This is a genomic window from Salmonella sp. SAL03688, assembly GCF_046551895.1.
Taxonomy (GTDB): domain Bacteria; phylum Pseudomonadota; class Gammaproteobacteria; order Enterobacterales; family Enterobacteriaceae; genus Salmonella; species Salmonella enterica.
The window spans coordinates 18,000-41,930 of the sequence record NZ_JBGDVI010000007.1 but is presented as its reverse complement, the minus strand read 5'-3'; the positions used below and the strand labels follow the sequence as shown (position 1 = coordinate 41,930).

At 52.9% G+C, this 23,931-nt stretch carries 23 protein-coding genes and 2 pseudogenes; 11 read left to right on the top strand and 14 right to left on the bottom strand.

What is annotated here, in order from left to right:
- The first annotated feature begins 49 nt into the window (after window positions 1-49).
- The 4 genes from ribE to pgpA all read left to right on the top strand — a co-directional run bounded on the left by ribE (window position 50) and on the right by pgpA (window position 2,512).
- The gene (gene ribE, locus ACLJR2_RS09300) at window positions 50-520 is read left to right on the top strand and encodes a 6,7-dimethyl-8-ribityllumazine synthase (RefSeq protein WP_001021372.1); all 471 of its coding nucleotides are present in this window, start codon (window positions 50-52) and stop codon (window positions 518-520) included.
- Between the two features lie 20 nt (window positions 521-540).
- The gene (gene nusB / locus ACLJR2_RS09295; RefSeq protein ID WP_000801129.1) at window positions 541-960 is read left to right on the top strand and encodes a transcription antitermination factor NusB; all 420 of its coding nucleotides are present in this window, start codon (window positions 541-543) and stop codon (window positions 958-960) included.
- Window positions 961-1,038: 78 nt separating this feature from the next.
- Window positions 1,039-2,019, top strand: coding sequence for a thiamine-phosphate kinase (thiL, locus tag ACLJR2_RS09290; RefSeq protein WP_000752137.1), 981 nt, complete (start codon window positions 1,039-1,041; stop codon window positions 2,017-2,019).
- Window positions 1,997-2,512, top strand: coding sequence for a phosphatidylglycerophosphatase A (gene pgpA, locus ACLJR2_RS09285; protein WP_000154063.1), 516 nt, complete (start codon window positions 1,997-1,999; stop codon window positions 2,510-2,512). The genes thiL and pgpA overlap by 23 nt, the downstream gene beginning before the upstream one ends.
- A 7-nt stretch (window positions 2,513-2,519) precedes the next feature.
- On the opposite strand, the pseudogene ACLJR2_RS09280 reads toward pgpA, so the two are convergent.
- From ACLJR2_RS09280 to xseB, 5 genes and pseudogenes are all read right to left on the bottom strand, one after another.
- Window positions 2,520-2,608, bottom strand: a pseudogene (locus tag ACLJR2_RS09280) (hypothetical protein); the annotation flags it as partial.
- Between the two features lie 7 nt (window positions 2,609-2,615).
- Window positions 2,616-3,590, bottom strand: a complete 975-nt coding sequence (locus ACLJR2_RS09275) for an aldo/keto reductase (RefSeq protein WP_001199865.1) — start codon at window positions 3,588-3,590, stop codon at window positions 2,616-2,618.
- 56 nt (window positions 3,591-3,646) lie between these two features.
- Window positions 3,647-5,509 (bottom strand): 1-deoxy-D-xylulose-5-phosphate synthase, encoded by a 1,863-nt coding sequence (gene dxs / locus ACLJR2_RS09270; RefSeq protein WP_000006785.1) that lies wholly within the window; start codon window positions 5,507-5,509, stop codon window positions 3,647-3,649.
- Window positions 5,510-5,532: 23 nt separating this feature from the next.
- The gene (ispA, locus tag ACLJR2_RS09265) at window positions 5,533-6,432 is read right to left on the bottom strand and encodes a (2E,6E)-farnesyl diphosphate synthase (RefSeq protein ID WP_000348073.1); all 900 of its coding nucleotides are present in this window, start codon (window positions 6,430-6,432) and stop codon (window positions 5,533-5,535) included.
- A complete protein-coding gene (xseB, locus tag ACLJR2_RS09260) occupies window positions 6,433-6,675 on the bottom strand; it encodes an exodeoxyribonuclease VII small subunit (protein ID WP_001124944.1) in 243 nt (80 codons plus the stop codon). It abuts the gene before it with no gap.
- A gap of 209 nt (window positions 6,676-6,884) precedes the next feature.
- Here xseB and thiI point away from each other — a divergent pair, with 209 nt between their 5' ends.
- A complete protein-coding gene (gene thiI, locus ACLJR2_RS09255; RefSeq protein WP_000668655.1) occupies window positions 6,885-8,333 on the top strand; it encodes a tRNA uracil 4-sulfurtransferase ThiI in 1,449 nt (482 codons plus the stop codon).
- A gap of 47 nt (window positions 8,334-8,380) precedes the next feature.
- Here the strand turns inward: thiI and ACLJR2_RS09250 are convergent, their stop codons facing one another.
- The gene (locus ACLJR2_RS09250; protein ID WP_000808044.1) at window positions 8,381-9,067 is read right to left on the bottom strand and encodes a helix-turn-helix domain-containing protein; all 687 of its coding nucleotides are present in this window, start codon (window positions 9,065-9,067) and stop codon (window positions 8,381-8,383) included.
- Between the two features lie 167 nt (window positions 9,068-9,234).
- On the opposite strand from ACLJR2_RS09250, the gene ACLJR2_RS09245 reads away from it, so the two are divergent.
- The 3 genes from ACLJR2_RS09245 to ACLJR2_RS09235 are packed head-to-tail and all read left to right on the top strand — an operon-like array spanning window position 9,235 to window position 12,918.
- Window positions 9,235-11,568, top strand: a complete 2,334-nt coding sequence (locus ACLJR2_RS09245) for a molybdopterin-dependent oxidoreductase (protein WP_000387839.1) — start codon at window positions 9,235-9,237, stop codon at window positions 11,566-11,568.
- Window positions 11,569-11,570: 2 nt separating this feature from the next.
- The gene (locus ACLJR2_RS09240; protein ID WP_001533962.1) at window positions 11,571-12,119 is read left to right on the top strand and encodes a 4Fe-4S dicluster domain-containing protein; all 549 of its coding nucleotides are present in this window, start codon (window positions 11,571-11,573) and stop codon (window positions 12,117-12,119) included.
- A 10-nt stretch (window positions 12,120-12,129) separates the two neighbouring features.
- On the top strand, window positions 12,130-12,918 hold the full coding sequence (locus ACLJR2_RS09235; protein WP_000401424.1) for a dimethyl sulfoxide reductase anchor subunit family protein: 789 nt from the start codon (window positions 12,130-12,132) through the stop codon (window positions 12,916-12,918).
- 109 nt (window positions 12,919-13,027) lie between these two features.
- Here ACLJR2_RS09235 and yajL read toward each other — a convergent pair whose 3' ends face one another.
- Window positions 13,028-13,618, bottom strand: a complete 591-nt coding sequence (yajL, locus tag ACLJR2_RS09230) for a protein deglycase YajL (RefSeq protein WP_001275802.1) — start codon at window positions 13,616-13,618, stop codon at window positions 13,028-13,030.
- Window positions 13,581-14,492, bottom strand: a complete 912-nt coding sequence (gene panE / locus ACLJR2_RS09225; RefSeq protein WP_000705816.1) for a 2-dehydropantoate 2-reductase — start codon at window positions 14,490-14,492, stop codon at window positions 13,581-13,583. Before panE ends, yajL begins: the two co-directional genes overlap by 38 nt.
- Before the next feature lie 125 nt (window positions 14,493-14,617).
- Here panE and ACLJR2_RS09220 point away from each other — a divergent pair, with 125 nt between their 5' ends.
- Window positions 14,618-15,109 (top strand): YajQ family cyclic di-GMP-binding protein, encoded by a 492-nt coding sequence (locus ACLJR2_RS09220; protein WP_001138913.1) that lies wholly within the window; start codon window positions 14,618-14,620, stop codon window positions 15,107-15,109.
- 46 nt (window positions 15,110-15,155) lie between these two features.
- On the opposite strand, the gene ACLJR2_RS09215 is transcribed toward ACLJR2_RS09220, so the two are convergent.
- Both ACLJR2_RS09215 and ACLJR2_RS09210 read right to left on the bottom strand, forming a co-directional pair.
- Window positions 15,156-16,520, bottom strand: a complete 1,365-nt coding sequence (locus ACLJR2_RS09215; RefSeq protein WP_001000928.1) for an MFS transporter — start codon at window positions 16,518-16,520, stop codon at window positions 15,156-15,158.
- Between the two features lie 230 nt (window positions 16,521-16,750).
- A pseudogene (locus ACLJR2_RS09210) lies at window positions 16,751-16,882 on the bottom strand (IS5/IS1182 family transposase); the annotation flags it as partial.
- 174 nt (window positions 16,883-17,056) lie between these two features.
- Between ACLJR2_RS09210 and ACLJR2_RS09205 the strand changes: the two are divergent.
- Together ACLJR2_RS09205 and ACLJR2_RS09200 are read left to right on the top strand one after the other, a co-directional pair.
- The gene (locus tag ACLJR2_RS09205) at window positions 17,057-18,568 is read left to right on the top strand and encodes an SEL1-like repeat protein (protein WP_000404188.1); all 1,512 of its coding nucleotides are present in this window, start codon (window positions 17,057-17,059) and stop codon (window positions 18,566-18,568) included.
- An 11-nt stretch (window positions 18,569-18,579) separates the two neighbouring features.
- On the top strand, window positions 18,580-20,049 hold the full coding sequence (locus ACLJR2_RS09200; RefSeq protein ID WP_000595921.1) for a tetratricopeptide repeat protein: 1,470 nt from the start codon (window positions 18,580-18,582) through the stop codon (window positions 20,047-20,049).
- A 47-nt stretch (window positions 20,050-20,096) separates the two neighbouring features.
- On the opposite strand, the gene cyoE is transcribed toward ACLJR2_RS09200, so the two are convergent.
- Genes cyoE through cyoB form a run of 4 tightly spaced genes read right to left on the bottom strand, consistent with a single transcriptional unit; the run spans window position 20,097 to window position 23,923 of the window.
- Window positions 20,097-20,987, bottom strand: a complete 891-nt coding sequence (gene cyoE, locus ACLJR2_RS09195; RefSeq protein ID WP_000971352.1) for a heme o synthase — start codon at window positions 20,985-20,987, stop codon at window positions 20,097-20,099.
- Window positions 20,988-20,998: 11 nt separating this feature from the next.
- Window positions 20,999-21,328, bottom strand: a complete 330-nt coding sequence (locus tag ACLJR2_RS09190) for a cytochrome o ubiquinol oxidase subunit IV (RefSeq protein ID WP_000019878.1) — start codon at window positions 21,326-21,328, stop codon at window positions 20,999-21,001.
- Window positions 21,328-21,942: a cytochrome o ubiquinol oxidase subunit III gene (locus ACLJR2_RS09185; protein ID WP_000179833.1), complete on the bottom strand. Its 615-nt coding sequence runs from the start codon at window positions 21,940-21,942 to the stop codon at window positions 21,328-21,330. The genes ACLJR2_RS09190 and ACLJR2_RS09185 overlap by 1 nt, the downstream gene beginning before the upstream one ends.
- Window positions 21,932-23,923, bottom strand: coding sequence for a cytochrome o ubiquinol oxidase subunit I (gene cyoB / locus ACLJR2_RS09180; RefSeq protein WP_000467158.1), 1,992 nt, complete (start codon window positions 23,921-23,923; stop codon window positions 21,932-21,934). The genes ACLJR2_RS09185 and cyoB overlap by 11 nt, the downstream gene beginning before the upstream one ends.
- Window positions 23,924-23,931: the final 8 nt, after the last annotated feature.

The following is a 23,931-nucleotide window of genomic DNA, read 5'->3' as shown; positions in this document are numbered from 1 at the left end:
GATAAAATCCGCCCCCCTGCGGGGCCAAATGAACCCTGGAAGAGAGAATATGAACATTATTAAAGCTAACGTTGCAGCCCCTGACGCTCGTGTCGCCATCACTATTGCGCGTTTCAATCAGTTTATCAACGACAGCCTGCTGGATGGCGCGGTTGATGCCCTGACGCGTATTGGTCAGGTAAAAGATGATAATATTACCGTAGTGTGGGTGCCTGGCGCCTATGAACTGCCGCTGGCGACCGAAGCGCTGGCGAAAAGCGGTAAATACGACGCCGTGGTTGCGCTGGGAACCGTGATTCGCGGGGGGACTGCGCACTTTGAATATGTGGCAGGCGGCGCCAGCAATGGCCTGGCAAGCGTTGCCCAGGACAGCGGCGTGCCGGTAGCCTTTGGTGTTCTGACCACCGAGAGTATTGAACAAGCCATCGAACGTGCTGGTACAAAAGCCGGTAATAAAGGCGCAGAAGCTGCGCTGACCGCGCTTGAAATGATTAATGTATTGAAAGCCATTAAGGCCTGATTTTTTGTAAGGGGAATTCCGTGAAACCTGCTGCTCGTCGCCGCGCCCGTGAGTGTGCCGTCCAGGCGCTTTACTCCTGGCAGTTATCCCAGAACGACATCGCTGATGTTGAATACCAGTTCCTGGCGGAACAGGACGTAAAAGACGTCGACGTTCTCTATTTCCGTGAACTGCTATCCGGGGTGGCGACTAACAGCGCGTACCTGGATGGTTTAATGAAACCGTATCTGTCCCGCCTGCTTGAAGAGCTGGGACAGGTTGAAAAAGCCGTGCTGCGTATTGCGTTGTTTGAGCTGTCAAAACGCAGCGATGTGCCTTATAAAGTGGCCATCAACGAAGCGATTGAACTGGCGAAAACCTTTGGCGCTGAAGACAGCCACAAATTCGTCAACGGCGTACTGGATAAAGCAGCTCCGGTGATTCGTCCCAACAAAAAGTGATTCACAGGCCGGAAAGATAGCGGGCGATCGATACCCGCCGTCTCCGGCCTTTTCTTTTTTTCTGCTGAGGCATAACGTATGGCATGTGGCGAGTTTTCCCTGATTGCCCGTTATTTTGACCGTGTAAGAAGCTCTCGTCTTGATGTTGAAACCGGTATTGGCGACGATTGCGCGCTCCTGAATATTCCTGAAAAGCAGACCCTGGCGATCAGTACCGATACGCTGGTGGCGGGCATCCATTTCTTACCCAATATCGATCCTGCCGATCTGGCGTATAAAGCGCTGGCGGTGAATTTAAGCGATCTGGCGGCGATGGGCGCCGATCCGGCATGGTTAACGCTGGCGCTCACGCTTCCTGACGTCGATGAGGCGTGGCTTGCCGCGTTCAGCGACAGCCTGTTTGAACAACTGGATTACTACGACATGCAGCTCATTGGCGGCGATACCACGCGCGGCCCGCTGTCGATGACGCTCGGTATTCATGGCCTTGTGCCAGCCGGTCGGGCGCTGAAACGTTCTGGCGCAAAACCGGGCGACTGGATTTATGTTACTGGCACGTTGGGCGATAGCGCTGCCGGGCTGGCGATTCTACGGGGTGATTTTCGCGTGGGAAGCTGGGGGGATGCCGACTATCTGGTCAAACGCCATCTGCGCCCGACGCCGCGTATTTTACAAGGGCAGGCGCTACGCGATCTCGCCAGTTCAGCGATCGATCTTTCCGACGGTTTGATCTCCGATCTTGGTCACATTCTTCAAGCCAGCAACTGCGGCGCGCGAATCGATTTGGAGGCGCTGCCTGACTCCGAAGAACTATGGGGACATGCCAATGATCCCGAACAAAAGCTTCGCTGGATGCTATCCGGCGGCGAAGATTATGAACTGTGCTTTACCGTCCCGGAGCTGAACCGTGGCGCGCTGGATGTCGCGCTTGGTCATCTGGGCGTGCCGTTTACCTGTATCGGGCAAATGACGGCGGATATCGAAGGGATCGCCTTTGTGCGTGACGGAGAACCTGTCACTTTTGACTGGAAAGGATATGACCATTTTGCCACGCCATAAAGATGTTGCGAAAAGCCGCCTGAATTTGCGCAATCCGTGGCATCTGCTCGCTACCGGCTTTGGCAGCGGCCTGAGCCCCGTGGTGCCGGGCACGATGGGCTCGCTGGCGGCGATCCCCTTCTGGTATCTGATGACGTTTCTGCCGTGGCAGCTTTATTCGCTGGTCGTGATGTTTGGGATCTGCATTGGCGTTTATCTTTGCCATCAGACGGCGAAAGATATGGGCGTACACGACCACGGCAGTATTGTCTGGGATGAATTTATCGGTATGTGGATAACGCTAATGGCGTTGCCGACGACGGACTGGCAGTGGGTGGCTGCCGGGTTCGTTATTTTCCGCATTCTGGATATGTGGAAACCCTGGCCGATCCGTTGGTTTGATCGCAACGTGCACGGCGGCATGGGGATTATGATCGATGATATCGTCGCCGGGGTGATATCCGCCGGCATACTGTATTTTATCGGTCATCACTGGCCGCTCGGTATTATTTAAAGGGGTTGCCGGATGGCGGCGTAAACGCCTTATCCGGCCTACCCCCGAACAATATGTCGATTTCACAGGCCCGATAAGCGCCGCGCCATCGGGCAATGGCGGATTATTTAAATCCCACCACCGGATGCTGTTTGTACGGCGTTTCGAGTTCGGCAATCTGCTCCGGTTTGAGCGTTAAATCAACGGCATTCAGCAACTCATCTAACTGTTCTTCACGCGAAGCGCCGATAATCGGCGCGGCGACGCCTCGTTTGCTGAGCAGCCAGGCCAGCGCAACCTGCGCCCGCGTTGCGCCAAGCGCCTCGCTGACGCCAGCCAGCCGTTCCGCTATTTGCGCATCATTTTTATCGCTTTCATCGTATAAATTTTTACCCACGTCATCCGAGGCCAGCCGGGCCGTGGTTTCTCCCCAGGGGCGAGTTAAGCGCCCGCGCGCCAGCGGACTCCACGGAATCACGGCGACCCCTTCCTGCCAGCACAGCGGTAGCATCTCACGCTCTTCCTCACGGTAGATCAGGTTATAGTGATCCTGCATAGTGACAAACGGCGCCCAGCCGTGTTGTTTTTGTAGCGCCAGCGCCTGGGCAAATTGTGAGGCGTGCATTGAGGAAGCGCCGATATAGCGGGCTTTACCCGCCTTCACCACGTCGTTTAGCGCTTCCAGAGTTTCTTCTATCGGCGTGGTGTAATCCCAGCGGTGGATTTGCAGGATATCGACATACTCCATTCCCAGACGGGTGAGGCTATCGTCAATAGAGCGCAGGATTTGCGCGCGGGACAATCCTTCCGGCAGATCGCCGACGCGATGGAAGACTTTCGTCGCTACCACCACCTCGTCGCGCCGGGCGAAATCACGCAGCGCACGACCAACAATCTCTTCGCTGCTGCCGTCGGAGTAGCTGTTGGCGGTATCAAAAAAGTTAATGCCGCCCTCAAGGGCGCGCTTGATGATGGGACGGCTGCTCTCTTCGGGAAGCGTCCAGGCGTGATTGCCGCGACTTGGCTCGCCGAATGTCATGCAGCCCAGACAAAGGCGGGACACCCGAAGATCTGTATTTCCTAACGTGTTGTATTGCATGACTCCGCTCCTGTTATACCCGTCACTCTTCAAGCATAGCAGGAGCAAAGAGGGGATTATGCCAGCCAGGCCTTGATTTTGGCTTCAATGCCTGCAGCGTCGAGCCCCAGTTCCGCGCGGGCTTCTTCCTGCGTTCCTTGCGGGATAAAGAAATCCGGAAGACCGATATTCAGCACAGGTACAGGTTTACGATGGGCCATTAGCACTTCGTTTACGCCGCTGCCAGCGCCGCCCATAATGGCGTTTTCTTCCAGCGTCACCAGCGCGTCATGCTGCGCGGCCATCTCCAGAATTAACGTGTCGTCCAGCGGCTTAACAAAGCGCATGTCGACCAGCGTGGCGTTCAGCGCTTCGGCGACTTTCGCCGCCTCAGGCATTAAGGTGCCAAAGTTCAGAATCGCCAGTTTTTCGCCATGACGCTTCACAACGCCTTTACCAATAGGCAGTTTTTCCAGCGGGGTTAGCGCCACGCCCTGTGCATTACCGCGTGGATAACGTACTGCCGTCGGGCCGTCGTTATAGTGATACCCGGTAAATAACATCTGGCGACATTCGTTTTCGTCGCTTGGCGTCATGATCACCATATCCGGGATGCAGCGCAGATAGGAGAGATCGAACGCGCCCTGGTGCGTTTGTCCATCCGCGCCAACGATACCGGCGCGATCGATGGCGAACATGACCGGCAGTTTCTGGATAGCGACGTCATGGATGACCTGATCGTAGGCGCGTTGCAGGAAAGTAGAGTAGATCGCCACGACGGGCTTATAGCCGCCAATCGCCAGACCTGCGGCGAAGGTGACGGCATGCTGCTCGGCGATGGCGACGTCAAAATAGCGATCCGGGAATTTACGTGAAAATTCCACCATGCCGGAACCTTCGCGCATTGCTGGGGTGATCGCCATCAGCTTGCTGTCTTTGGCGGCGGTTTCACACAGCCAGTCACCGAAGATTTTTGAATAACCTGGCAGACCGCCGCTGCTTTTCGGCAAACATCCGCTGGAAGGATCAAATTTAGGCACCGCATGGAAAGTGATCGGATCTTTTTCCGCGGGCTCATAGCCGCGGCCTTTTTTGGTCATGATATGCAGGAACTGCGGCCCTTTCAGGTCGCGCATGTTCTTCAATGTGCTGATAAGCCCCATGACATCGTGACCATCGACCGGCCCGATGTAGTTAAAGCCCAGCTCTTCGAACAGTGTTCCCGGCACAACCATGCCTTTAATATGTTCTTCGGTACGCTTGAGCAGTTCTTTAATTGGCGGTACGCCGGAGAAGACCTTTTTTCCGCCTTCGCGCAGAGAAGAGTAAAGTTTACCGGAAAGTAGCTGCGCCAGATGGTTGTTGAGCGCGCCGACGTTTTCCGAAATTGACATTTCATTGTCGTTCAGAATGACCAGCATATCGGGCCGGATATCGCCTGCGTGATTCATTGCTTCAAACGCCATACCGGCGGTGATGGCGCCGTCGCCAATCACACAGACGGTGCGGCGATCTTTGCCTTCTTTCTCCGCCGCCACGGCAATGCCGATACCGGCGCTGATGGAGGTGGAGGAATGCCCAACGCTCAGCACATCGTATTCGCTTTCTCCGCGCCACGGGAACGGATGCAGACCGCCTTTCTGGCGAATGGTGCCGATTTTGTCGCGACGACCGGTAAGGATTTTATGTGGATAAGCCTGGTGTCCAACATCCCAGATTAGCTGGTCAAACGGGGTGTTGTAGACATAATGCAGCGCCACGGTAAGTTCTACCGTGCCCAGCCCGGAAGCGAAGTGCCCGCTGGAACGGCTTACGCTGTCGAGTAAGTAGCGGCGTAGCTCGTCGCAGAGTTTCGGCAGACTCTCTTTCGGTAACAGTCGTAACTCCTGGGTGGAGTCGACCAATGCCAGGGTAGGGTATTTGGCTATATCAAAACTCATCGCAAGCTCATTGGATATGGGGTTTATTTATCACGCTGGATTATGTAGTTCGCTAGCGCTTCCAGTGCCGAGGTGTCCAGTGATTGCGCGGCCAGCTGATGTAACGACTGACGGGCGTCCTCTATCAGGTCCCGGGCTTTATTCCGGGCTTGCTCAAGACCCAGAAGTGCAGGGTAGGTACTTTTGCCAAGCTGCTGGTCTGCGCCCTGACGTTTACCTAACGTTGCAGTATCGCCCACCACATCCAGAATGTCATCCTGAACCTGGAAGGCAAGGCCGATACTCTCTGCATAGTGGTCAAGTATCGGCAGAGTATTCCGTCCTTTATCGCCCGCGCTCAACGCGCCAAGTCTAACGGCGGCGCGAATGAGCGCGCCGGTCTTATGGCGATGAATGCGTTCCAGCGCGTCCAGAGTGATCCGCTGGCCTTCTGCCGCCAGATCCAATGCCTGACCGCCGCACATACCGGCGATACCGCTGGCGTTTGCCAGTTCGGCGATCATCGCGATACGATCGCGATCGGCGACTTCCGGCATCGGCGCGTCGCTGATAATGGCAAACGCCAGTGTCTGCAACGCGTCTCCCGCCAGGATTGCGTTGGCTTCGCCAAATTTAATATGGCAAGTCGGCAGGCCGCGACGCAAATCGTCATCGTCCATTGCTGGCAGGTCGTCATGGATCAGCGAATAGGCATGAATGCATTCGACCGCCGCAGCTGGCGCATCCAGCGTTGCCGTACTGACGCCAAACATTTGACCAGTGGCGTAAACCAGAAATGGCCGCAGGCGTTTACCGCCTAATAATGCGCCATACTGCATGGCTTCGACCACGGGAGTGTTCTGAAAGGGCAGTGGCGCGATAAAACGGCTCAGCGCCTGATTCGCTTGCGTTACGCAAGCCTGTAGCTGCTGCGTAAAGTCCATTTACTCATTATCCGCGATAAAAGGCTCAGGTGAAGCCTCTTCATTATCAGACAGCAAAATTTGCACGCGCTGTTCCGCCTGCTGCAGTTTTGCCTGCCCCTGACGCGCCAGTTGTACGCCGCGCTCGAATTCATTCAGCGCGTCTTCCAGCGGCAAATCGCCGCTTTCCAGGCGGGTAACAATATGTTCCAGCTCGCTCAGCGCAGTTTCAAAGCTGGCGGGCGCCTCATTTTTCTTCGGCATGATGACTGTTTGACTCTCTGTAATGGCAGTACAAGTCTATGGTAACGGACTCACACTGATAAGCAAATAACGCGCAATGGTAAGGGGAAATGCGCAAGATGTCCGTGATAGTGATATACTTCCGCGCCTGGATGCAGCCGTAGGTATGGGCTGCTGTACTATTTCTCCACGACAAGCCTTAGATAGCTTGCTAAAGAACCATTGCCGCCATGAAGTTTATCATTAAATTGTTCCCGGAAATCACTATCAAAAGCCAATCTGTGCGTTTGCGCTTTATAAAAATTTTAACCGGGAACATCCGTAACGTTTTAAAGCACTACGATGAGACCCTCGCGGTTGTCCGTCACTGGGATAACATTGAAGTTCGCGCCAAAGATGAAAACCAGCGTCTGGCGATTCGCGACGCGCTGACCCGCATTCCGGGGATCCACCATATTCTTGAAGTCGAAGATGTGCCGTTCACCGATATGCACGACATTTTCGAGAAAGCGTTGGCGCAGTATCGCGAGCAGCTTGAAGGCAAAACCTTCTGCGTGCGCGTAAAACGTCGCGGTAAGCATGAGTTTAGCTCCATTGAGGTGGAGCGCTATGTCGGCGGCGGATTAAATCAGCATATTGAATCGGCGCGCGTGAAGCTCACTAACCCGGATGTGACGGTGCATCTGGAAGTGGAAGATGATCGCCTGCTGTTGATCAAAGGGCGTTATGAAGGTATTGGCGGTTTCCCGATTGGCACCCAGGAAGATGTGCTGTCGCTGATCTCCGGCGGTTTTGACTCCGGCGTCTCCAGCTATATGCTGATGCGTCGCGGCTGCCGCGTACACTACTGCTTCTTTAACCTTGGCGGCGCGGCGCATGAAATCGGCGTTCGCCAGGTGGCGCATTACCTGTGGAACCGCTTTGGCAGCTCCCATCGCGTGCGTTTTGTGGCGATTAACTTCGAACCGGTGGTCGGCGAGATTCTGGAGAAAGTTGACGACGGCCAGATGGGCGTGGTGCTCAAACGTATGATGGTACGCGCGGCGTCGAAAGTGGCGGAACGTTATGGCGTACAGGCGCTGGTGACCGGCGAAGCGCTGGGCCAGGTGTCCAGCCAGACGCTAACCAACTTGCGCTTGATCGATAACGTGTCTGACACGCTGATCCTGCGCCCGCTGATCTCTTACGATAAAGAGCACATTATCAACCTGGCGCGCCAGATTGGTACGGAAGATTTTGCCCGTACGATGCCGGAATACTGTGGCGTGATTTCAAAAAGTCCGACGGTGAAAGCCATTAAAGCGAAAATTGAAGCCGAAGAAGAAAATTTCGACTTCAGTATTCTCGATAAGGTGGTAGAAGAAGCGAGCAACGTCGATATTCGTGAAATCGCCCAGCAGACCCAGCAGGAGGTGGTGGAAGTAGAAACCGTGAGCGGTTTTGGCGCCAACGATGTGATTCTGGATATCCGTTCTGTCGATGAGCAGGATGACAAGCCGCTGAAAGTGGAAGGCGTCGACGTCGTTTCGCTGCCTTTCTACAAGCTGAGCACTAAATTTGGCGATCTCGATCAGAGCAAAACCTGGCTGCTATGGTGCGAACGCGGCGTAATGAGTCGCCTGCAGGCGCTCTATCTGCGCGAGCAGGGGTTTGCCAATGTGAAGGTGTATCGCCCGTAATGACCATTTGCCCCGGACCGATACGCGCCGGGGCAAAGCGCCTCCCGTTAATGCAGAGGGGCGAGCGCGTGTAGTAGCTGGCTGGCGATATCTGGAATGGCTTCTGTGCTAAAAAATCCCATCGTCACCGCAATCGCAATTAACTTCTCTTTACTATCCAGAAGCGGGCAGGCAATAGACTGCGCGCCAGGGATCCCTTGCGTTGGATTGTAGCGAACCGCATAACCCTTCATTTTTGCCTGGCTAATCAGCTCTGCTTGCGTTTTGTCTTGCGCCTCAAAGCCGGAAAAACTCATCCATATTTGCCCTGCGGCGCTGGCGTGGAGCGGAACCGGCGTATTGGGAAGAAAATCGATATCAACGTTACGGAAGCTGCGATGATAATGTTTAAGCACTAACCCGGCATCCGTCGCCACCACAACGCCGGTGGAGTGATTAAAGGTATCGCGAAACGTGATCAATACGTTGTTAAGGTCGCGGATCGGATCGTGTTCAAATGAACGACTTTCTACCAGTTGGCGTAGCGTTGCGCCCAACAAATAAAGCCCTTTCTCATTTTGGCATAACATGCCAGTACGACACAGGGAGACCAGATATTTATGTAAGCGGCTTTTAGACAGGTTACAGCCTGTCGCGATATCAATAGCCCTGGCCTGACCGTTCTGGCTGGCAACAAAAGTCAGAATGTTAACGGCGATATCAACCGAATTCACGCCTTGAGATATTTCAGCCATATTTTTTCTCTTCTCAAATTCCCCGCAATTATACCATCGTGCGGGAAATCATGACTGCTTTTGCCTTTTAAAAAGATCTACCACTAAGTGATTAGATCTTGATACATCTCAAGTTAATCAATGGTGTACTTTGGTTCACTAATGGTGAATATTCTGGAGATTGAATCATGGAAGCATTACGTCATATTCGTTTAAAAAGAAGAACCTTATTGAAAGGGTTGGGAGTCGTGGGGCTGGCCTCGTTGAGCGCGAGTTTTCTAACGTTACGGCAGGCTAACGGTACGCCGCTGCCGCGTTTTCGCCTGAAGGCGTCGGATTACCGCACATTTCAGTCGACCTGTGCCATGGAGTGTCTGCACTGCAATCTCACCGCTTACGTATGGAAAGATCGCTTAATGAAAATCGAAGCGACGAAAGGTTTCAACGTGAAGTGCTGTTTGCGCGGAATTAGCCGCACGAAATGGGTGTACCACCCGTTACGTCTGACACAACCTTTGCTGCGGACGGGAGAAAAAGGCGAAGGCAAATTTAAACCGATTACCTGGAATGCGGCGCTGGATTTAATTGAGGAGAAAATTCGCGAAACCCTCGCTACGGACGGCAACAAAGGTTTATTACTGACTGCCGCATCAGGGAACATGGACTCCATCAAGAATGATATGGGTAAGGCATTTTTTGATTATCTGGGCGGCTCGACAAAACATGCCGGATCGTTATGCTGCGCCGCCGTCACTGCGGCTATGATGCCGATGGTCGGTTTACGCTATGCCGATACCCGCGACACAATAGCCGAAAGTCGTTATATCCTGTGCTGGGGAAATAACCCGGCAGTGACCATGCACGCCTATTTTAAACATTATTCGCAGGCGCAACGTAATGGGGCGCGGCTGGTGGTTATCGACCCCCGATTTAATGAAACCGCAGCCAAAGCGGACGAGTGGGTGCCGATTGTCCCCGGTACGGATATCGCGCTGGCGCTGGGAATGATTAACATTATTATGCAGGAAAAGCGGCACGATGCTGATTTTCTGCGCGCGCATACGGGCGCGGTGTATCTGGTGGATGACCAACAGCAGCTCATGCGCGCCGATCCACAGGATAAAGATAGCTATCTGGTCTTTGATACCGTGACCAAAACGTTGAAGCGGCATGATGAAGCGGGCGTGGTTCCGGCACTGCTCAGCGAGGAGCTGCCGACCAATAGCGCATTTACCACGGTGCTGGATGCGGTGTGGGAACAGGCGAAACCCTGGACGCCGCAGAAAGTAGAAACCGAAACCGACGTGCCTGCGCAGACCGTGTTACGCCTGGCGCGCGACTATGCCTCTACCCAGCCGGCGATGATTATCCAGAATATGTCAGGGGCGCAGCGAACGGAGTTTGGCACCTATGTCGCCGCCAGCCAGTTTTACCTGGCATTGATCACTGGCAATATCGGTAAACGTGGCGCGGGCGTTTGTGATGCTGGCGGCGTCAGACAGATGGCAAAATTTTCGCCGATTATTCCTCCTGCGTCCCATGCGGCAAAAATCCCCCCGATTCCCATTCCTAAAATCGGCGACTGGATCGTTAATGAAAAACCGCATCCTATTAAGTTCTGGTGGAACATGACGCTGGGCGCGATGACGCAACTTCCCAATACTAATCAGGTCCGGGAGGCCTTTAAAAAAGTACCGTTTGTCGTGGTAGCGGATAACCTGATGAGTTCGTCTGCGTTGTATGCCGATCTGGTGCTGCCCGTCACGACGATTTTTGAAGATGTCAGTTTAATGGCGGGCGTGCGCAGCCACTATGTACAGTTAATGGAAAAAGCGGTAGAGCCGCCTGGAGAAGCAAAGCCCGACTACTGGATTTTTGCCCGTCTGGCTGAACGTTTTGGTTTTGGCGAGGTGTTTAATCAACCTATCGAGCACTATATCGACGCCTGTCTTAAAGGATCGGGTATCACCCGTGAAATGTTGAAGAAAGGACCGGTGTGTCCCGTTGAGGAGGACTGGGTTCCCTTCAAAGATGGTCAGTTCCGCACGTCTACTGGCAAGGCCCATTTTTATATTGAGGAGTGGGCGAAAAAGCAATTTCTGCCCGTAGTGACGTGGAAACAGGTCAGCGAGTCGGTGAAAGGATCGCCAGAACTTGCCCGCCAATATCCGTTGATGGCGGTACAGCGCAAACTGGCGCGTAGCGTGCATTCCAGTCATGGTATGAATGAATGGATTCTGGAAGTTCAGCGTAATCGCCCTAACGTGATGATCCATCCGGAAGATGCGCGTCAGCGCCAGATTAAGGCGGGAGAATGGGTCGTCGTCTTCAACCATCGTGGCGAGCACCGGGCCATTGCCGACGTCACAACGCATATTAAGCAAGGCGTGGTGAGCCTCGATAATGGCTGGTGGGAGCAGCAAGGCGGAAGCAGTAGCCATGTGACCAACGATCAGGTGGAGCTATTGAGCAACGGACACTGTTGTAACAGCACACTGGTTGATGTGAGAAGGGAGGCTTAATCGTGACGAAGCAATATGGATTTCTTATCGATATGCAGAACTGTTATGGCTGCAAGACCTGTAGCATGGCCTGCAAATCCGAAAATATGACGCCGCTTGGCGTGTTATGGCGTCGGGTGCGCGAATGCCGTACCGATGAACCCAACACGCAGGCGTTTATCAGCATGTCCTGCAATCATTGTGACGATCCCCAGTGTATGAAGGTGTGTCCGGCGGGCACGTATACCAAGCGGGCGGACGGTATTGTGGTACAGGATCATGAACGCTGTATTGGCTGCCGGATGTGCATCATGGCCTGTCCGTGGAGCGCGCCGGTTTACGATCCGCAAGAGGGAAAAACCAGTAAGTGTAATCTGTGTGCGGAGCGGCTGGATGAAGGATTGCTGCCGCGCTGCGTGGAATCCTGTCCGGCAGGCGTGCTGCGCTTTGGTGATATTGAGGAGCTACGCAAAGAATACACTACGGAGTGGACGGTGCTGGAAAAACGCTACGGCTTGCCGGATCACAATCTCAGCGGACCTAATATCGTCATTATTCCGGCGCGGAGCTAAGGAGCGAAAAATGGAACACTATGAATTGCCATTGGTCTTTTTCACCGTTTTCGCGCAATGGGGAATTGGTGGCGTGCTGGCGTTAACGCTGTGTCAGCATTTCAGCTCGGCGAAATTTAGTGCAAAACAGCAGCGCCTGTTAGCGTTGCTATTCTGGATCGTTACGGTGACAGGTTCACTGGCCTCTCTCGTGCATCTGGGGACACCTGCTGGCGCATACCGCTCGCTGGTTGGGTTAGGCAAGTCCTGGCTTAGCCGGGAAGTGATAGCCTTTATTTTGCTGAATGGCGCGATGTTTTGCTGGTTAGCGTTAGGCTGGCTTAAGCCGAATCATTATCTGGTGCGCATTTTGGGCGGGGTGACGGCGCTGGTGGGGCTGGCTTCTATTCTGGTGACGTCGCAAGTCTATTATCAGATGGCGCTGCATCCGCTGTGGCACACGGTCGCTACGCCGGTGGGGTTCCTGGGCACGGCGGTACTGCTTGGTTTTATGAGCGTCGCGGTGGCGTATAGTTATTGGTATAACTCGTTTTCAGCGTTGTGTCGGGGAGGCATTGTGCTTGGCATCGTGCTGAGCGCAGGCGCGTTGTGGGTCCGATACCGTGTTCCGGGCGCTGATGCTGCAAGCCCGTTACTCTGGTGGCAGTTATGCGCCAGCCTTTGTGTCACGGTATGGGGCGTTTCTCGTTTGCGCTACGGTGTGCATAGTTGGGCGTGGATCGCCTTCATTGTGACCGGTGAGCTGGCGGGAAGAATGCTGTTTTATAGCAATGTGATGAGCGGATCGCCGTGGTTCTAATCAGCACGGAAGCTGAGTATTGCCCGGTGGCGCAACGCTTACCGGGCCGACGGTTCTTGCACATTTGTAGGCCGGATAAGGTGTTTACGCCGCCATCCGGCAATCATTCTTATTCGTAGTAGTTATAAATCCCCGCCGCCATCACCAGTTGCGAAGCCACTTCATGCGCTTTTTCACGACCAGCCAACAGGTCGATGATTTTCAAACCAAAATCGATAGCGGTACCCGGTCCCTGGCTGGTTAATAATTTTACCCGCGCATCCCACACCACACGCTTATCCTGCCACTGTTCGGCGGGGATCTTATCTTTCAGCGCCGGAAAACCGGTCATATTGCCGATAGGGAAGATATCGTGCGGCACGAGCACTGTAGCGGCTGCGGCACAAATGGCTGCGACAATGCGCCCGGAGCGGTGAAACTGTTTTACGGTTTCGACCAGCAGCGGGCTGTCGCGAAAGCACTCGGCGCCTTTAATTCCGCCGGGCAACACGATGATGTCATAATCGCCGTCGGCAACTTCAACCAGCGGCGCATCCGCCAGTAGCTTTACACCGCGCGAGCAGACAATCGTCAGGCCGCCATCGCTGGCGACGCTGGCGGTAGTGACGTGGATTCCGCCGCGAACCAGCAGATCGATAGTGGTGACCGCTTCGGTCTCTTCACTACCAGGGGCGAGGCATACCAGTGCCTGAGCGCTCATACTCACTCTCCTTTCGCTTTACCATTTCAAACAGGCGGCTATTTTCCGGAACGGCGAGACCGTGCACGCGGGCGCGCTTGAGTAAATAACCGGTGATGTAGTCAATTTCGGTATGGCGCATGGCGCGCACGTCCTGCAACATGGATGAGATGTTTTCTGCCGTACTGTCAATCACTTGCTCAACATAATAGCGTAAATCGTCTGCCGATGTGTGGTAGCCTTCACGTTCAATCACGGCGGCGACCTCTTCGCAAATTGCGTTAATTTCATCAGTATGATGGCGCAGCTCGCCGTTCGGGCAGTTCCAAAGCGCGGTGAGCGGGTTGATAACACAGTTGACCGCCAGTTTGCGCCACATCTCTGCGCGGATATTGTTATGCCAGGCGACATCGGGCAGTACCCCCTGCAGGATATCGGCGAGATAACTGTAATCGCCGTCTTGCTCGCGCGCCGGGCCAATATGCGTAGTACCGTTGGCGACATGAATAATGATATTACCGTCGCGGCGCGCAGCATGGGTGATAGTCCCCATCAACATCGGCTGTTGGATATTTTGCAGTTCTTCTATGGTTCCCATTCCATTATGAATGAGCAGGATAGGCGATGTCACCGGTAGAGTTGACGCCAGGGTTCGTACTGCGTCGGAAACCTGCCACGCTTTCAGCGTGACTAATAACAGTTCGCTCTTCGCCAAAAAATCTGGATCGTTTGCCGTCAGTGATTCGTTGAAAAAGGAACCATCGGTGTCGATCAGATTTACGCTGCAATAAGGTTGTGGCACCCGTAGCCAGCCCTGTACGTCATGTCCGTGTTTGCACAGTGCCGAAAGCCAAAGTTGTCCTAAGGCTCCGCATCCCAGTACAGTAATTTTCATTGTTCCTCCTCACCTGCAACAGCGCCAGGTGTTATGGCGCTAATTATAGCGTCATCAGCTAAGCTTCTCGTTAAGCCTCGTTGCAGGTATTATGCAACGCAACGAAAATGAAGGGAGAAGAAAAGATGCCATCTTTCGATATTGTTTCTGAAGTTGATCTGCAGGAAGCGCGTAACGGCGTGGATAACGCGGTTCGCGAGGTTGAGTCTCGTTTTGACTTCCGTGGCGTAGAGGCGACTATTGAACTGAACGATGCCAATAAAACCATCAAGGTGCTGAGCGAGTCTGATTTCCAGGTCAATCAGTTGCTCGATATTCTGCGCGCCAAGCTGCTTAAACGCGGTATTGAAGGCGCTTCGCTGGATGTACCGGACGAGTTCGTGCATAGCGGTAAAACCTGGTATGTGGAAGCGAAGCTGAAGCAGGGCATTGAAAGCGCCGTGCAGAAGAAAATCGTCAAGCTGATTAAAGACAGCAAACTGAAGGTGCAGGCGCAAATTCAGGGGGAAGAGATTCGCGTGACGGGCAAATCACGTGACGATCTGCAATCGGTAATGGCGCTGGTTCGCGGCGGTGATTTGGGCCAGCCGTTCCAGTTCAAAAACTTCCGCGATTAAGTTGTTATGCCGGATAGAGCCTCGCCGCCATCCGGCAATGCAGTATTTATCCTTTGCTGATAAGCTGTTCAACTTCAAAGCGATTGGTCACTTTGCTGTCGATTTTGACGTAAGCGGAATGCTCTTCCGCCACGATCAGCGCTTCGCTTACGCCTTTCATTGCCAACAGTCGCTGTTTTAGTCTGTCGTCAGCAACAATATCCGCTGGAATTTCCACGCGCAGGCTGCTGACATAGGGCGGCTCTTTCATGGTACTTGCCACTGCCAGCCATACCATCGCCAGTACGGCCCCGGCAAGGAAAACGGTTTGCCCATCAAACGTGCCGTCTATCCAGCCGCCCAGCGAGCCGCCAAGCGCCACGCCAAGAAACTGACTGGTAGAATAGACGCCCATCGCCGTTCCTTTATACCCCGCGGGCGACTCTTTGCTAATAAGCGAAGGCAGCAGCGCCTCCATCAGATTAAAGGCGAGGAAAAAGAGTTGTACGCCAATCACCAGCTCCCAGAAATGCTGGCCCGCTCCCCACAACACGATTTCTGCGACGACAATGAGCCCCACGCAGAACAGGAATACCTGCTTCATCCGCCGTTTGACTTCAGCATAGATAATAAAAGGCACGACGGCGGCAAAGGCGATCACCATGGTTGCCAGATACACCTTCCAGTGTTCGGCGGCAGGAAAACCGGCATCGGCAAGCTGGCCGGGCAGGGCGACAAAGGTGGACATCAATAAAATATGCAGACACATAATGCCGAAATTGAGCTTGAGCAGCCTCGGCTCCGCCAGCACTTTACTGAAGCTGCCTTTGACCATCCCGGATTCGCGATTCAGCACATGGTTGGTACTGTTGGGAACCACCCAGATCGTCAAAATAATGCCCAGGGTGGCGAGGGCGGCGATCATCCAGAACAACGCGTTCAATCCCAGACTATGGGTAACGATCGGCCCTAATACCATCGCAATCGCGAAGGTGATACCAAAGCTGACGCCGATAAACGCCATCGCTTTGGTACGGTTTTGCTCGCGGGTGAGGTCAGACAGGAGCGCCATGACGGCGGCGGCAATAGCGCCGGACCCTTGTAGCGCTCGCCCCAGAATAATGCCCCAGATTGAGTGAGAGAGCGCGGCAATGACGCTGCCCGCGACAAATACCGCCAGTCCGCCGACAATCAGCGGCTTACGGCCAATGCGGTCGGACAGCAGCCCAAAGGGAATTTGAAAGATAGCCTGCGCCAGCCCGTAAATGCCGATCGCAATGCCGATTAATGCTTCGCTGGCGCCCTGTAGCGCCATACCGTATGTGGTCAGTACTGGTAGAACCATAAACATACCCAGCATACGCAACGAAAAGACGGTCCCTAAACCCCATGTGGCGCGCAGCTCCCCTGGCGTCATTTTATAATCGTTCATTGCCACCTCTGTATAAAAGCTGGGAGTAGTGTAGTGCGGGGAGTGTGCCGGGTAAATAGAGGGTTAATTAGCAAATATTATGTTTTTGAAACAGTTGAGCTAAAAAAGAGATAAATTGTTAACACGATAGGGGCGATCGGGAGAGTCAGCATAGCCTTGTGCTCATTCATATTCCGATCTCCTTGAGCTGTAGTGGCTATCTGAGCCATATCAGTATAGTGTAGCGGTTAGCCACGGCCTTCAGGCGGTGTGCGCTGTTGCTCCATGTTGCAATAGCAGAACTCGTCAAGCCAGACTGTCAGCGAACCGCGCTGCCTGAGTGTGGCTGGCCGGTGGGTGACTTTAAACTTTTGCTTTGCCATAGGAAGCCGATTCTGAAACGACTGCGATGATCAGATCCGCCCATCTTCTGAAAATTTGATTTATTCAACAACGCCGAGACTGATAGCAAACTTTCTGCGTGATGGCGCGCGTTTATCAGGCAGAAGATTCGTCAGCAGTCGCATTTATTATATTATTCAAGGAGTGAATTCGTTATGGAAATTAAATATTTATCATTATGTATTTTGGCGGGTATTTTATTTGTTAGCCAGGTGAATGCTTCAGATAACAACGGTAAAGATGATGTAAAATATGCTGCGCTTACCCAGAAGGATCTTGATGCTTTGCCCGTAGAGAAAAGAGCTTCGGTTCTGGATGAACTGGGGTTTATCCATGAATACGGTATTGGTGTGCCGATGAATCGCGAACGGGCGTTGCAGTATTACAAGCAGGCCTGTGAACTTGGCGGTAACTATGGTTGCTATAATGTGAAGTATGCTTATCAGTATGGCGACGGAGTGGCGAAAGATAGCGCTCAGGTCAATAAGTATGCTAAAAAAATGAATCTGGATAATTTATTGATTGAGCAAGACTATATCGATAAGTTTTCGCAAGAAATTTACGCGGCAAAAGCATTGGCCGATACGGATAAATCGCAGCGGCCAGAATTTATTAATGCACTATTTAATCTCCTAAATAATAGGCCAGAGAGCGATGCGCTTTTTTTTAGTCGTATCGGATTTAATCAGGAAAAAACGTTCCGCCTTGCTACGCTATGGGTACAGGACGGCGATCCACAAATGGATTATCAACTGGGGTTACTCACCCTTAATGATTTCTCTGGTCATTATGTGGATGAGCCTTATAAGGCCAGGCCAGCCTCGTTGAAATGGTTTCGCGCCGCCGCGGAAAAAGGCGTCGTTGAGGCCCAATCTCTCTTGGGGGGTATTTATTCGGGGGGAGAGGGCGATGAGTGGGGGATTAAGCCAGACATTCAGGAAGCACAAAAATGGTATGGGCAGGCGGCTGAACAGGGTGACAGCGATGCACAGATTGCGCTAGGTAAAATCTATTATTCTGGCGCAACAGGGCGCACTGATTACGCTAAAGCGCTGGCATTATTTACGCAGGTTGAAAATGATGGTACTAATTCTCGCTCAACGATGCCGTTGAGTTGGATGTATTATAACGGTTTAGGTACTGCACCTGATTGTGATAAAGCCTGGTCGTATTACAAGAAAGCATCTCGATATGTAGGTAAGAAAGTTGAGGAAAAAATATTTTTGAGTAAATGCGCAACGGATATTCAGAGTCGAAAAAACAACGCGGATGCTTTACCCAAAGTAACCCTAAAAAAAGAGAGTATTTTCTCTCGCGGGATAACGGCTAAACCGAAAGAATGCGCACTAATTTTTCAGATTGGCACAGATAAAATCCGTAACATGGCGAATTTGCATATTACGCTTGAGCTGAAAAATGATGATGGAGTGGCAACTGAGGAAACGTTAATGATTCCGCCATTCGGTTTGAATACTCTGGGGATAGATATGCAAAATCATGATGTTGATCCTCTCGTTACCTCATACGATCTCCCACTGTATACGCAAGATTTTTGTCACGGGATCGGCGATATCCATTTTACGCTGAAATCCGCTACGGCAACGATTAACGATAAGAATGTTGATTTGCTGAAAGCTGACAGTGTGCGCTTTTTAGATAAAAAATAAGGGAATGAAAAATGATAAAACGGAAATGGAATCTTTTGCTTCTGCTTGGGCTTTCTTTCGCATCGGTATGCCAGGCAGGTGATGATATTGACGCGTTGTATAGCCGTATTGCGCAGAAAGATATTCAGGCGCTAAATGAGCTAAAAGCGTTAGCCAAAGATAATAACGCTCAAGCGCTGGCGGAGTTGGGGTTTATTTATGAGTACGGCGTTGCTGTGCCGAAAGATACGATACAGGCTATCAAGTATTATGAGCAGGCTTGTCATGTTGAAGAACCCTATGGCTGCTACAACGCTCGTTATTTTTATCTGCATGGCCTGGGGGTGATGCAGGATGACGTTTTGGCAAAAGAGCTTGCGGATAAAACCAGTAAAGCAGACATCGATACTGATGCGCAGACGGTGACGCGCCTGATAGCCGACGAAATAGATACGGCAAAGCAAGCCGCGGAAAGCGATATTACTCAGCGTTCCCGGTTTATTGAAACATTACGCCAGTATGCCGGCGGCGGGAGCGCGATGGCCGCGCGCATCACGCGCCTGGGTTATTCAAAGGCGGATATCCTGCACCTTGCGGAGCTGTGGGCGCAGGAGAGAGACCCTGAACTTAACTTTATCGTTGGTAGCCTCTATGACTCTGGTTTTGTTGAGGTCGACGATAAAGAGGCGCGTTCGTTGCAATGGTTCCGCAAGGCTGCTGAATTGGGCCAGGCTGATGCGCAGAATATACTCGGTTACTTCTACTTGAATGGAAAACGAGGGATTAAGCGCGATCTGCAGAAGGGGGTGCAGTGGTACGAGTTGGCGGCTGCGCAGGGTAATGCCGATGCGCTCATAAATCTTGGTGAGATCTATTACTCCGGGACGCAGGTTCCGCTTGATTACGCTCGGGCGTTTGAATTCTTTGATCGGGCGGCGAAGATGGGCAAGTCTCGCGCTTTAAACTATCTTGCCTGGATGTATACCAACGGTCAGTTTGTCGACACGGATTGCCGGAAGGCAGCGGAGTTGTTTGCTCAGGGGCGAACAAGTTTTGCAGACGATCCCCATTTTCAGGTGACCTGCGAAAAAGACCGACAGGCCCGCGCTGAGGCTGTGGCAATGCGTGAAAAGAATTTGCCGAAGTTAACCTTCAATCGTGATCGTGTTTTCGGTGCGAGCCAGGGCAGCGGCTATGCATGCGAGCTGGAGTTTGTCGTCAAAACGGACAGAATCAGCAGTATAGAGAATTTACGCGTCTCACTGGCGCTGAAAAATAAGGCCGGGGCGATGTCACAGCAGGTTATCGCATTTGAGCCTTTTGGGCTAAATACGCAGAACCGCAATTTACAAGGGTATAAGTCTGATACGCTCCGTGAATCGACATTACAACCTGTCTATCAGCCGGAATTTTGCGATGTTGATAGCTATAGCGTGACTGCTGTGACGGGAATGGTTAACGGTAAAGAGATGGATATGCTTAAGGCAGGGGTTTTTCTGTAACTGCGAGCGAAAATAATGGCGTATCAAGCGATACGCCATCAAAAGTCTTACCAGACGTAAGTCAGCAGATTCTGCGAATTCGGCACCATAAAATCAACGGACATCATGATACTCAGCGCGGTAATCGCAATGATAGAGAAGCCGAACAGCTTGCGCGCCCAGACCTTATCATCTTCCACTTTGTAACCGCGTAGCGCCATGCCGAGCCACCAAACGCTGACCGCCGCGGCGACCACCAGGTATTTGTAACCGGCATAACCGCCCAACGTGAGCATTAGCGTTGCAACGGCAAACGCAATGATATACAGCGTGATGTGGTTTTTAGCGACTGAGATTCCTTTTACCACCGGCAGAACCGGGATATTGGCCGCCTGATAGTCCTTAAAGCGGAAAATGGCGATGGCGTAAGAGTGCGGCATCTGCCAGAGGCTGAAAATAGCCAACAGGATCGCCGCGCCGCTGTCAAAGTCGCCCGTTACGGCGCAGTAGCCAATCACCGGCGGCGCTGCGCCGGAGAGAGAACCAATCAGCGTTCCGTAAACGGAGTGACGCTTCATGTACAAGCTGTACACGCCAACGTAGACCACGAAGCCCATCACCCCCAGCCAGCAGGCCAGAGGATTAGCGCCAAACCACAGCAGCATAAAGCCAGCAATACCCAGCAGGGTGGCGTATACCAGCGAGACGCCAGGAGAAATCAGGCCTTTGACCAGCACCCGATTCTTGGTCCTTTCCATCTTCCTGTCGATATCCCTGTCGATGTAGTTGTTAAATACACAACCCGACGCCACAACCAGTGACACCCCGACCAGCGTATAGATGAACAGGGGATAGTCAATGCTGCCCTTTGAGGCCAGCAGAAATCCCCCGATCACCGAGATCAGGTTGCCAAAGATGATGCCTGGTTTCGTTACTTGCAGGTATTGCTTAAACATCATACTCGCCGCTCTTAGTGCATCATCATGTTGTAGTTGAGGTTCCACATAATCCAGATGGAGCCCACAACCAGGATGGCGATGATCAGCACGGTAAAGATGAAGGCCGTCATGTTCCAGCCTTCATCAGATTTGGTGTTCATGTGCAGGAAACACACCAGATGCACCAAAATCTGCACCACTGCCATTGCCAGGATAGATCCCAGAATAACGGCCGGAGAGGCAGCGCCGGTCATCACCATCCAGAATGGAATAACCGTCAGGATGACCGACAGGATAAAGCCGGTCATGTACGTTTTTACGCTGCCGTGGGATGCGCCGCCGCTCTCGGTAGAATGACTCATTACATCGCCCCCATCAGATAAACAACAGTGAATACGCAAATCCAAATCACATCCAGGAAGTGCCAGAACAGGCTCAGGCACATGATGCGGGTACGGTTAGTGCTGGTCAGACCGCGACGGGCAACTTGCACCATCAGCACCGCCATCCAGATCAAACCGGAAGTGACGTGCAGACCGTGCGTGCCGACCAGCGCGAAGAACGCAGACAGGAAGCCGCTGCGATCCGGGCCCATACCGTTAACAATCAGGTGATGGAATTCATAGAGTTCCATCCCGATAAATCCGGCACCGAACAAGAAGGTCAACGCCAGCCAGGAGATAACCTGGCTCTTGTTGTTCTTGTGCATGGCGATCGCCGCCATGCCGTAGGTAATGGAGCTAAATAACAGCAGGAAGGTTTCAACCAGAACGAACGGCAGTTCGAAAATGTCCTTACCTGTCGGGCCGCCAGCGGTGCCGTTCACCAGAACGGCATAGGTAGCAAACAGAATAGAGAACAGAATGCAGTCGCTCATCAGGTAGACCCAAAATCCGAAGATTTTGTTCTGGCCTGCGTCATGGTGCCCGTGTTCGTGCGCGTGGGCAGTCGCGTGCGTTAAAGTATCAGTTGCCATTTTTCAGCCCTGCCTTAGTAATCTCATCGAAATGCTGGTTTTCCAGTTTTTCGACTTCCGGGACCGGCACGTAGTAATCCACATCTTCATCAAAGCTTTTTACAATCCAGCTGATGATCATGCCTGCGAAACCCACTATCGCCAGCCACCAGATATGCCAGATCATGGCGAAGCCAAATACCGTCGCGAAGGCGGCGATAACAATACCGGCACCGCTATTTTTCGGCATATGAATCTCTTCATACTGTCCAGGCTGTTGGTACGCTTCGCCTTTTTCTTTCATTTCCCAGAAGGCGTCACGTTCGTGAACGTGCGGCACAACGGCAAAGTTATAGAACGGCGGCGGAGACGAGGTTGACCACTCCAGCGTACGGCCACCCCATGGGTCGCCGGTCAGATCGCGGTTCTGATCGCGGTCGCGAATAGAAACGAAGATCTGAATCAGTTGGCACAGGATACCCAGCGCAATCAGCGCGGCGCCGGCGGCGGCAACCATCAGCATCGTATGGAACTGCGGATCAATTTGCTGGCTGAGGCGACGGGTCATGCCCATGAAGCCCAGTACGTACAGCGGCATAAAGGCTACAAAGAAACCGATAATCCAGAACCAGAAGGCGCGTTTACCCCAGGTTTCGTTCAGCTTGAAGCCAAACGCCTTCGGCCACCAGTAGGTCATACCCGCGAAGCAGCCAAACACCACGCCGCCGATGATCACGTTATGGAAGTGCGCAATCAGGAACAGGCTGTTGTGCAGGACGAAGTCCGCGCCCGGTACCGCCAGCAGCACGCCGGTCATACCGCCGACCGAGAAGGTCACGATAAAGCCGATGGTCCACATCATTGCGGAATGGAAGACGATACGGCCCTGATACATGGTGAACAACCAGTTGAAGATCTTCACCCCGGTCGGGATGGCGATAATCATGGTGGTGATACCGAAGAAGGCGTTAACGTTCGCGCCTGCGCCCATCGTGAAGAAGTGGTGCAGCCAAACGATAAACGACAGTACGGTAATACAGACGGTCGCCCAAACCAGCGAGGTATAGCCGAACAGACGTTTACGCGAGAAGGTCGCTGCGATTTCGGAGAATACCCCGAAGACCGGCAGAATCAGAATGTACACTTCCGGATGGCCCCAGGCCCAAATCAGGTTGATGTACATCATCATGTTGCCGCCCATATCGTTGGTAAAGAAATGGGTGCCCAGATAGCGATCCAGGGTCAGCAACGCGACGGTAACCGTCAGAATCGGGAAAGAGGCGATGATCAGTACGTTGGCGCACAAAGAGGCCCAGGTAAAGACCGGCATCTTGAACATTGTCATACCCGGCGCACGCATCTTCAGGATCGTCACGAAGAAGTTGATACCGGTTAACGTCGTACCAATACCCGAGAGTTGCAACGCCCATATCCAGTAATCGACCCCGACGCTGGGACTGTACTCTATTCCCGATAGCGGCGGATAAGCCAGCCACCCTGTCTGCGCGAATTCACCCACGCCCAGCGAGAGGTTAACCAGGATAACGCCGACAACGGTGAACCAGAAGCTCAGGTTGTTCAGGAAAGGGAACGCAACGTCGCGCGCGCCGATCTGCAGCGGAACCACCAGGTTCATCAGACCGATAACGAAGGGCATCGCCACGAAGAAGATCATGATTACGCCGTGAGCGGTAAAGATCTGATCGTAGTGGTGCGGCGGTAGAAAACCCGCTTCGCCGGCGGAGGCAAGCGCCTGCTGGCTACGCATCATGATGGCATCGGCGAAACCACGTAACAGCATCACAATCGCGACGATGATATACATGATGCCGAGGCGTTTATGGTCAACCGACGTTAACCACTCTTTCCATAGGTAGGTCCACTTACCGAAGTAAGTAATCGCTGCCAGTATCGCCAGTCCCCCGACGATAATTGCAGCGATCGTTACCATGACGATAGGTTCATGGAACGGTACTGCATCCAGTGATAATTTTCCGAACATCTTATCTT

What these genes read in the sequence shown, in the direction of transcription:
- ribE (WP_001021372.1), top strand. Translation starts at nt 50, where the DNA reads ATGAACATTATTAAAGCTAACGTTGCAGCCCCTGACGCTCGTGTCGCC.
- thiL (WP_000752137.1), top strand. Translation starts at nt 1,039, where the DNA reads ATGGCATGTGGCGAGTTTTCCCTGATTGCCCGTTATTTTGACCGTGTA.
- pgpA (WP_000154063.1), top strand. Translation starts at nt 1,997, where the DNA reads ATGACCATTTTGCCACGCCATAAAGATGTTGCGAAAAGCCGCCTGAAT.
- ACLJR2_RS09275 (WP_001199865.1), bottom strand. Translation starts at nt 3,590, where the DNA reads ATGCAATACAACACGTTAGGAAATACAGATCTTCGGGTGTCCCGCCTT.
- dxs (WP_000006785.1), bottom strand. Translation starts at nt 5,509, where the DNA reads ATGAGTTTTGATATAGCCAAATACCCTACCCTGGCATTGGTCGACTCC.
- ispA (WP_000348073.1), bottom strand. Translation starts at nt 6,432, where the DNA reads ATGGACTTTACGCAGCAGCTACAGGCTTGCGTAACGCAAGCGAATCAG.
- xseB (WP_001124944.1), bottom strand. Translation starts at nt 6,675, where the DNA reads ATGCCGAAGAAAAATGAGGCGCCCGCCAGCTTTGAAACTGCGCTGAGC.
- thiI (WP_000668655.1), top strand. Translation starts at nt 6,885, where the DNA reads ATGAAGTTTATCATTAAATTGTTCCCGGAAATCACTATCAAAAGCCAA.
- ACLJR2_RS09250 (WP_000808044.1), bottom strand. Translation starts at nt 9,067, where the DNA reads ATGGCTGAAATATCTCAAGGCGTGAATTCGGTTGATATCGCCGTTAAC.
- ACLJR2_RS09245 (WP_000387839.1), top strand. Translation starts at nt 9,235, where the DNA reads ATGGAAGCATTACGTCATATTCGTTTAAAAAGAAGAACCTTATTGAAA.
- ACLJR2_RS09235 (WP_000401424.1), top strand. Translation starts at nt 12,130, where the DNA reads ATGGAACACTATGAATTGCCATTGGTCTTTTTCACCGTTTTCGCGCAA.
- yajL (WP_001275802.1), bottom strand. Translation starts at nt 13,618, where the DNA reads ATGAGCGCTCAGGCACTGGTATGCCTCGCCCCTGGTAGTGAAGAGACC.
- panE (WP_000705816.1), bottom strand. Translation starts at nt 14,492, where the DNA reads ATGAAAATTACTGTACTGGGATGCGGAGCCTTAGGACAACTTTGGCTT.
- ACLJR2_RS09220 (WP_001138913.1), top strand. Translation starts at nt 14,618, where the DNA reads ATGCCATCTTTCGATATTGTTTCTGAAGTTGATCTGCAGGAAGCGCGT.
- ACLJR2_RS09215 (WP_001000928.1), bottom strand. Translation starts at nt 16,520, where the DNA reads ATGAACGATTATAAAATGACGCCAGGGGAGCTGCGCGCCACATGGGGT.
- ACLJR2_RS09205 (WP_000404188.1), top strand. Translation starts at nt 17,057, where the DNA reads ATGGAAATTAAATATTTATCATTATGTATTTTGGCGGGTATTTTATTT.
- ACLJR2_RS09200 (WP_000595921.1), top strand. Translation starts at nt 18,580, where the DNA reads ATGATAAAACGGAAATGGAATCTTTTGCTTCTGCTTGGGCTTTCTTTC.
- cyoE (WP_000971352.1), bottom strand. Translation starts at nt 20,987, where the DNA reads ATGATGTTTAAGCAATACCTGCAAGTAACGAAACCAGGCATCATCTTT.
- ACLJR2_RS09190 (WP_000019878.1), bottom strand. Translation starts at nt 21,328, where the DNA reads ATGAGTCATTCTACCGAGAGCGGCGGCGCATCCCACGGCAGCGTAAAA.
- ACLJR2_RS09185 (WP_000179833.1), bottom strand. Translation starts at nt 21,942, where the DNA reads ATGGCAACTGATACTTTAACGCACGCGACTGCCCACGCGCACGAACAC.
- cyoB (WP_000467158.1), bottom strand. Translation starts at nt 23,923, where the DNA reads ATGTTCGGAAAATTATCACTGGATGCAGTACCGTTCCATGAACCTATC.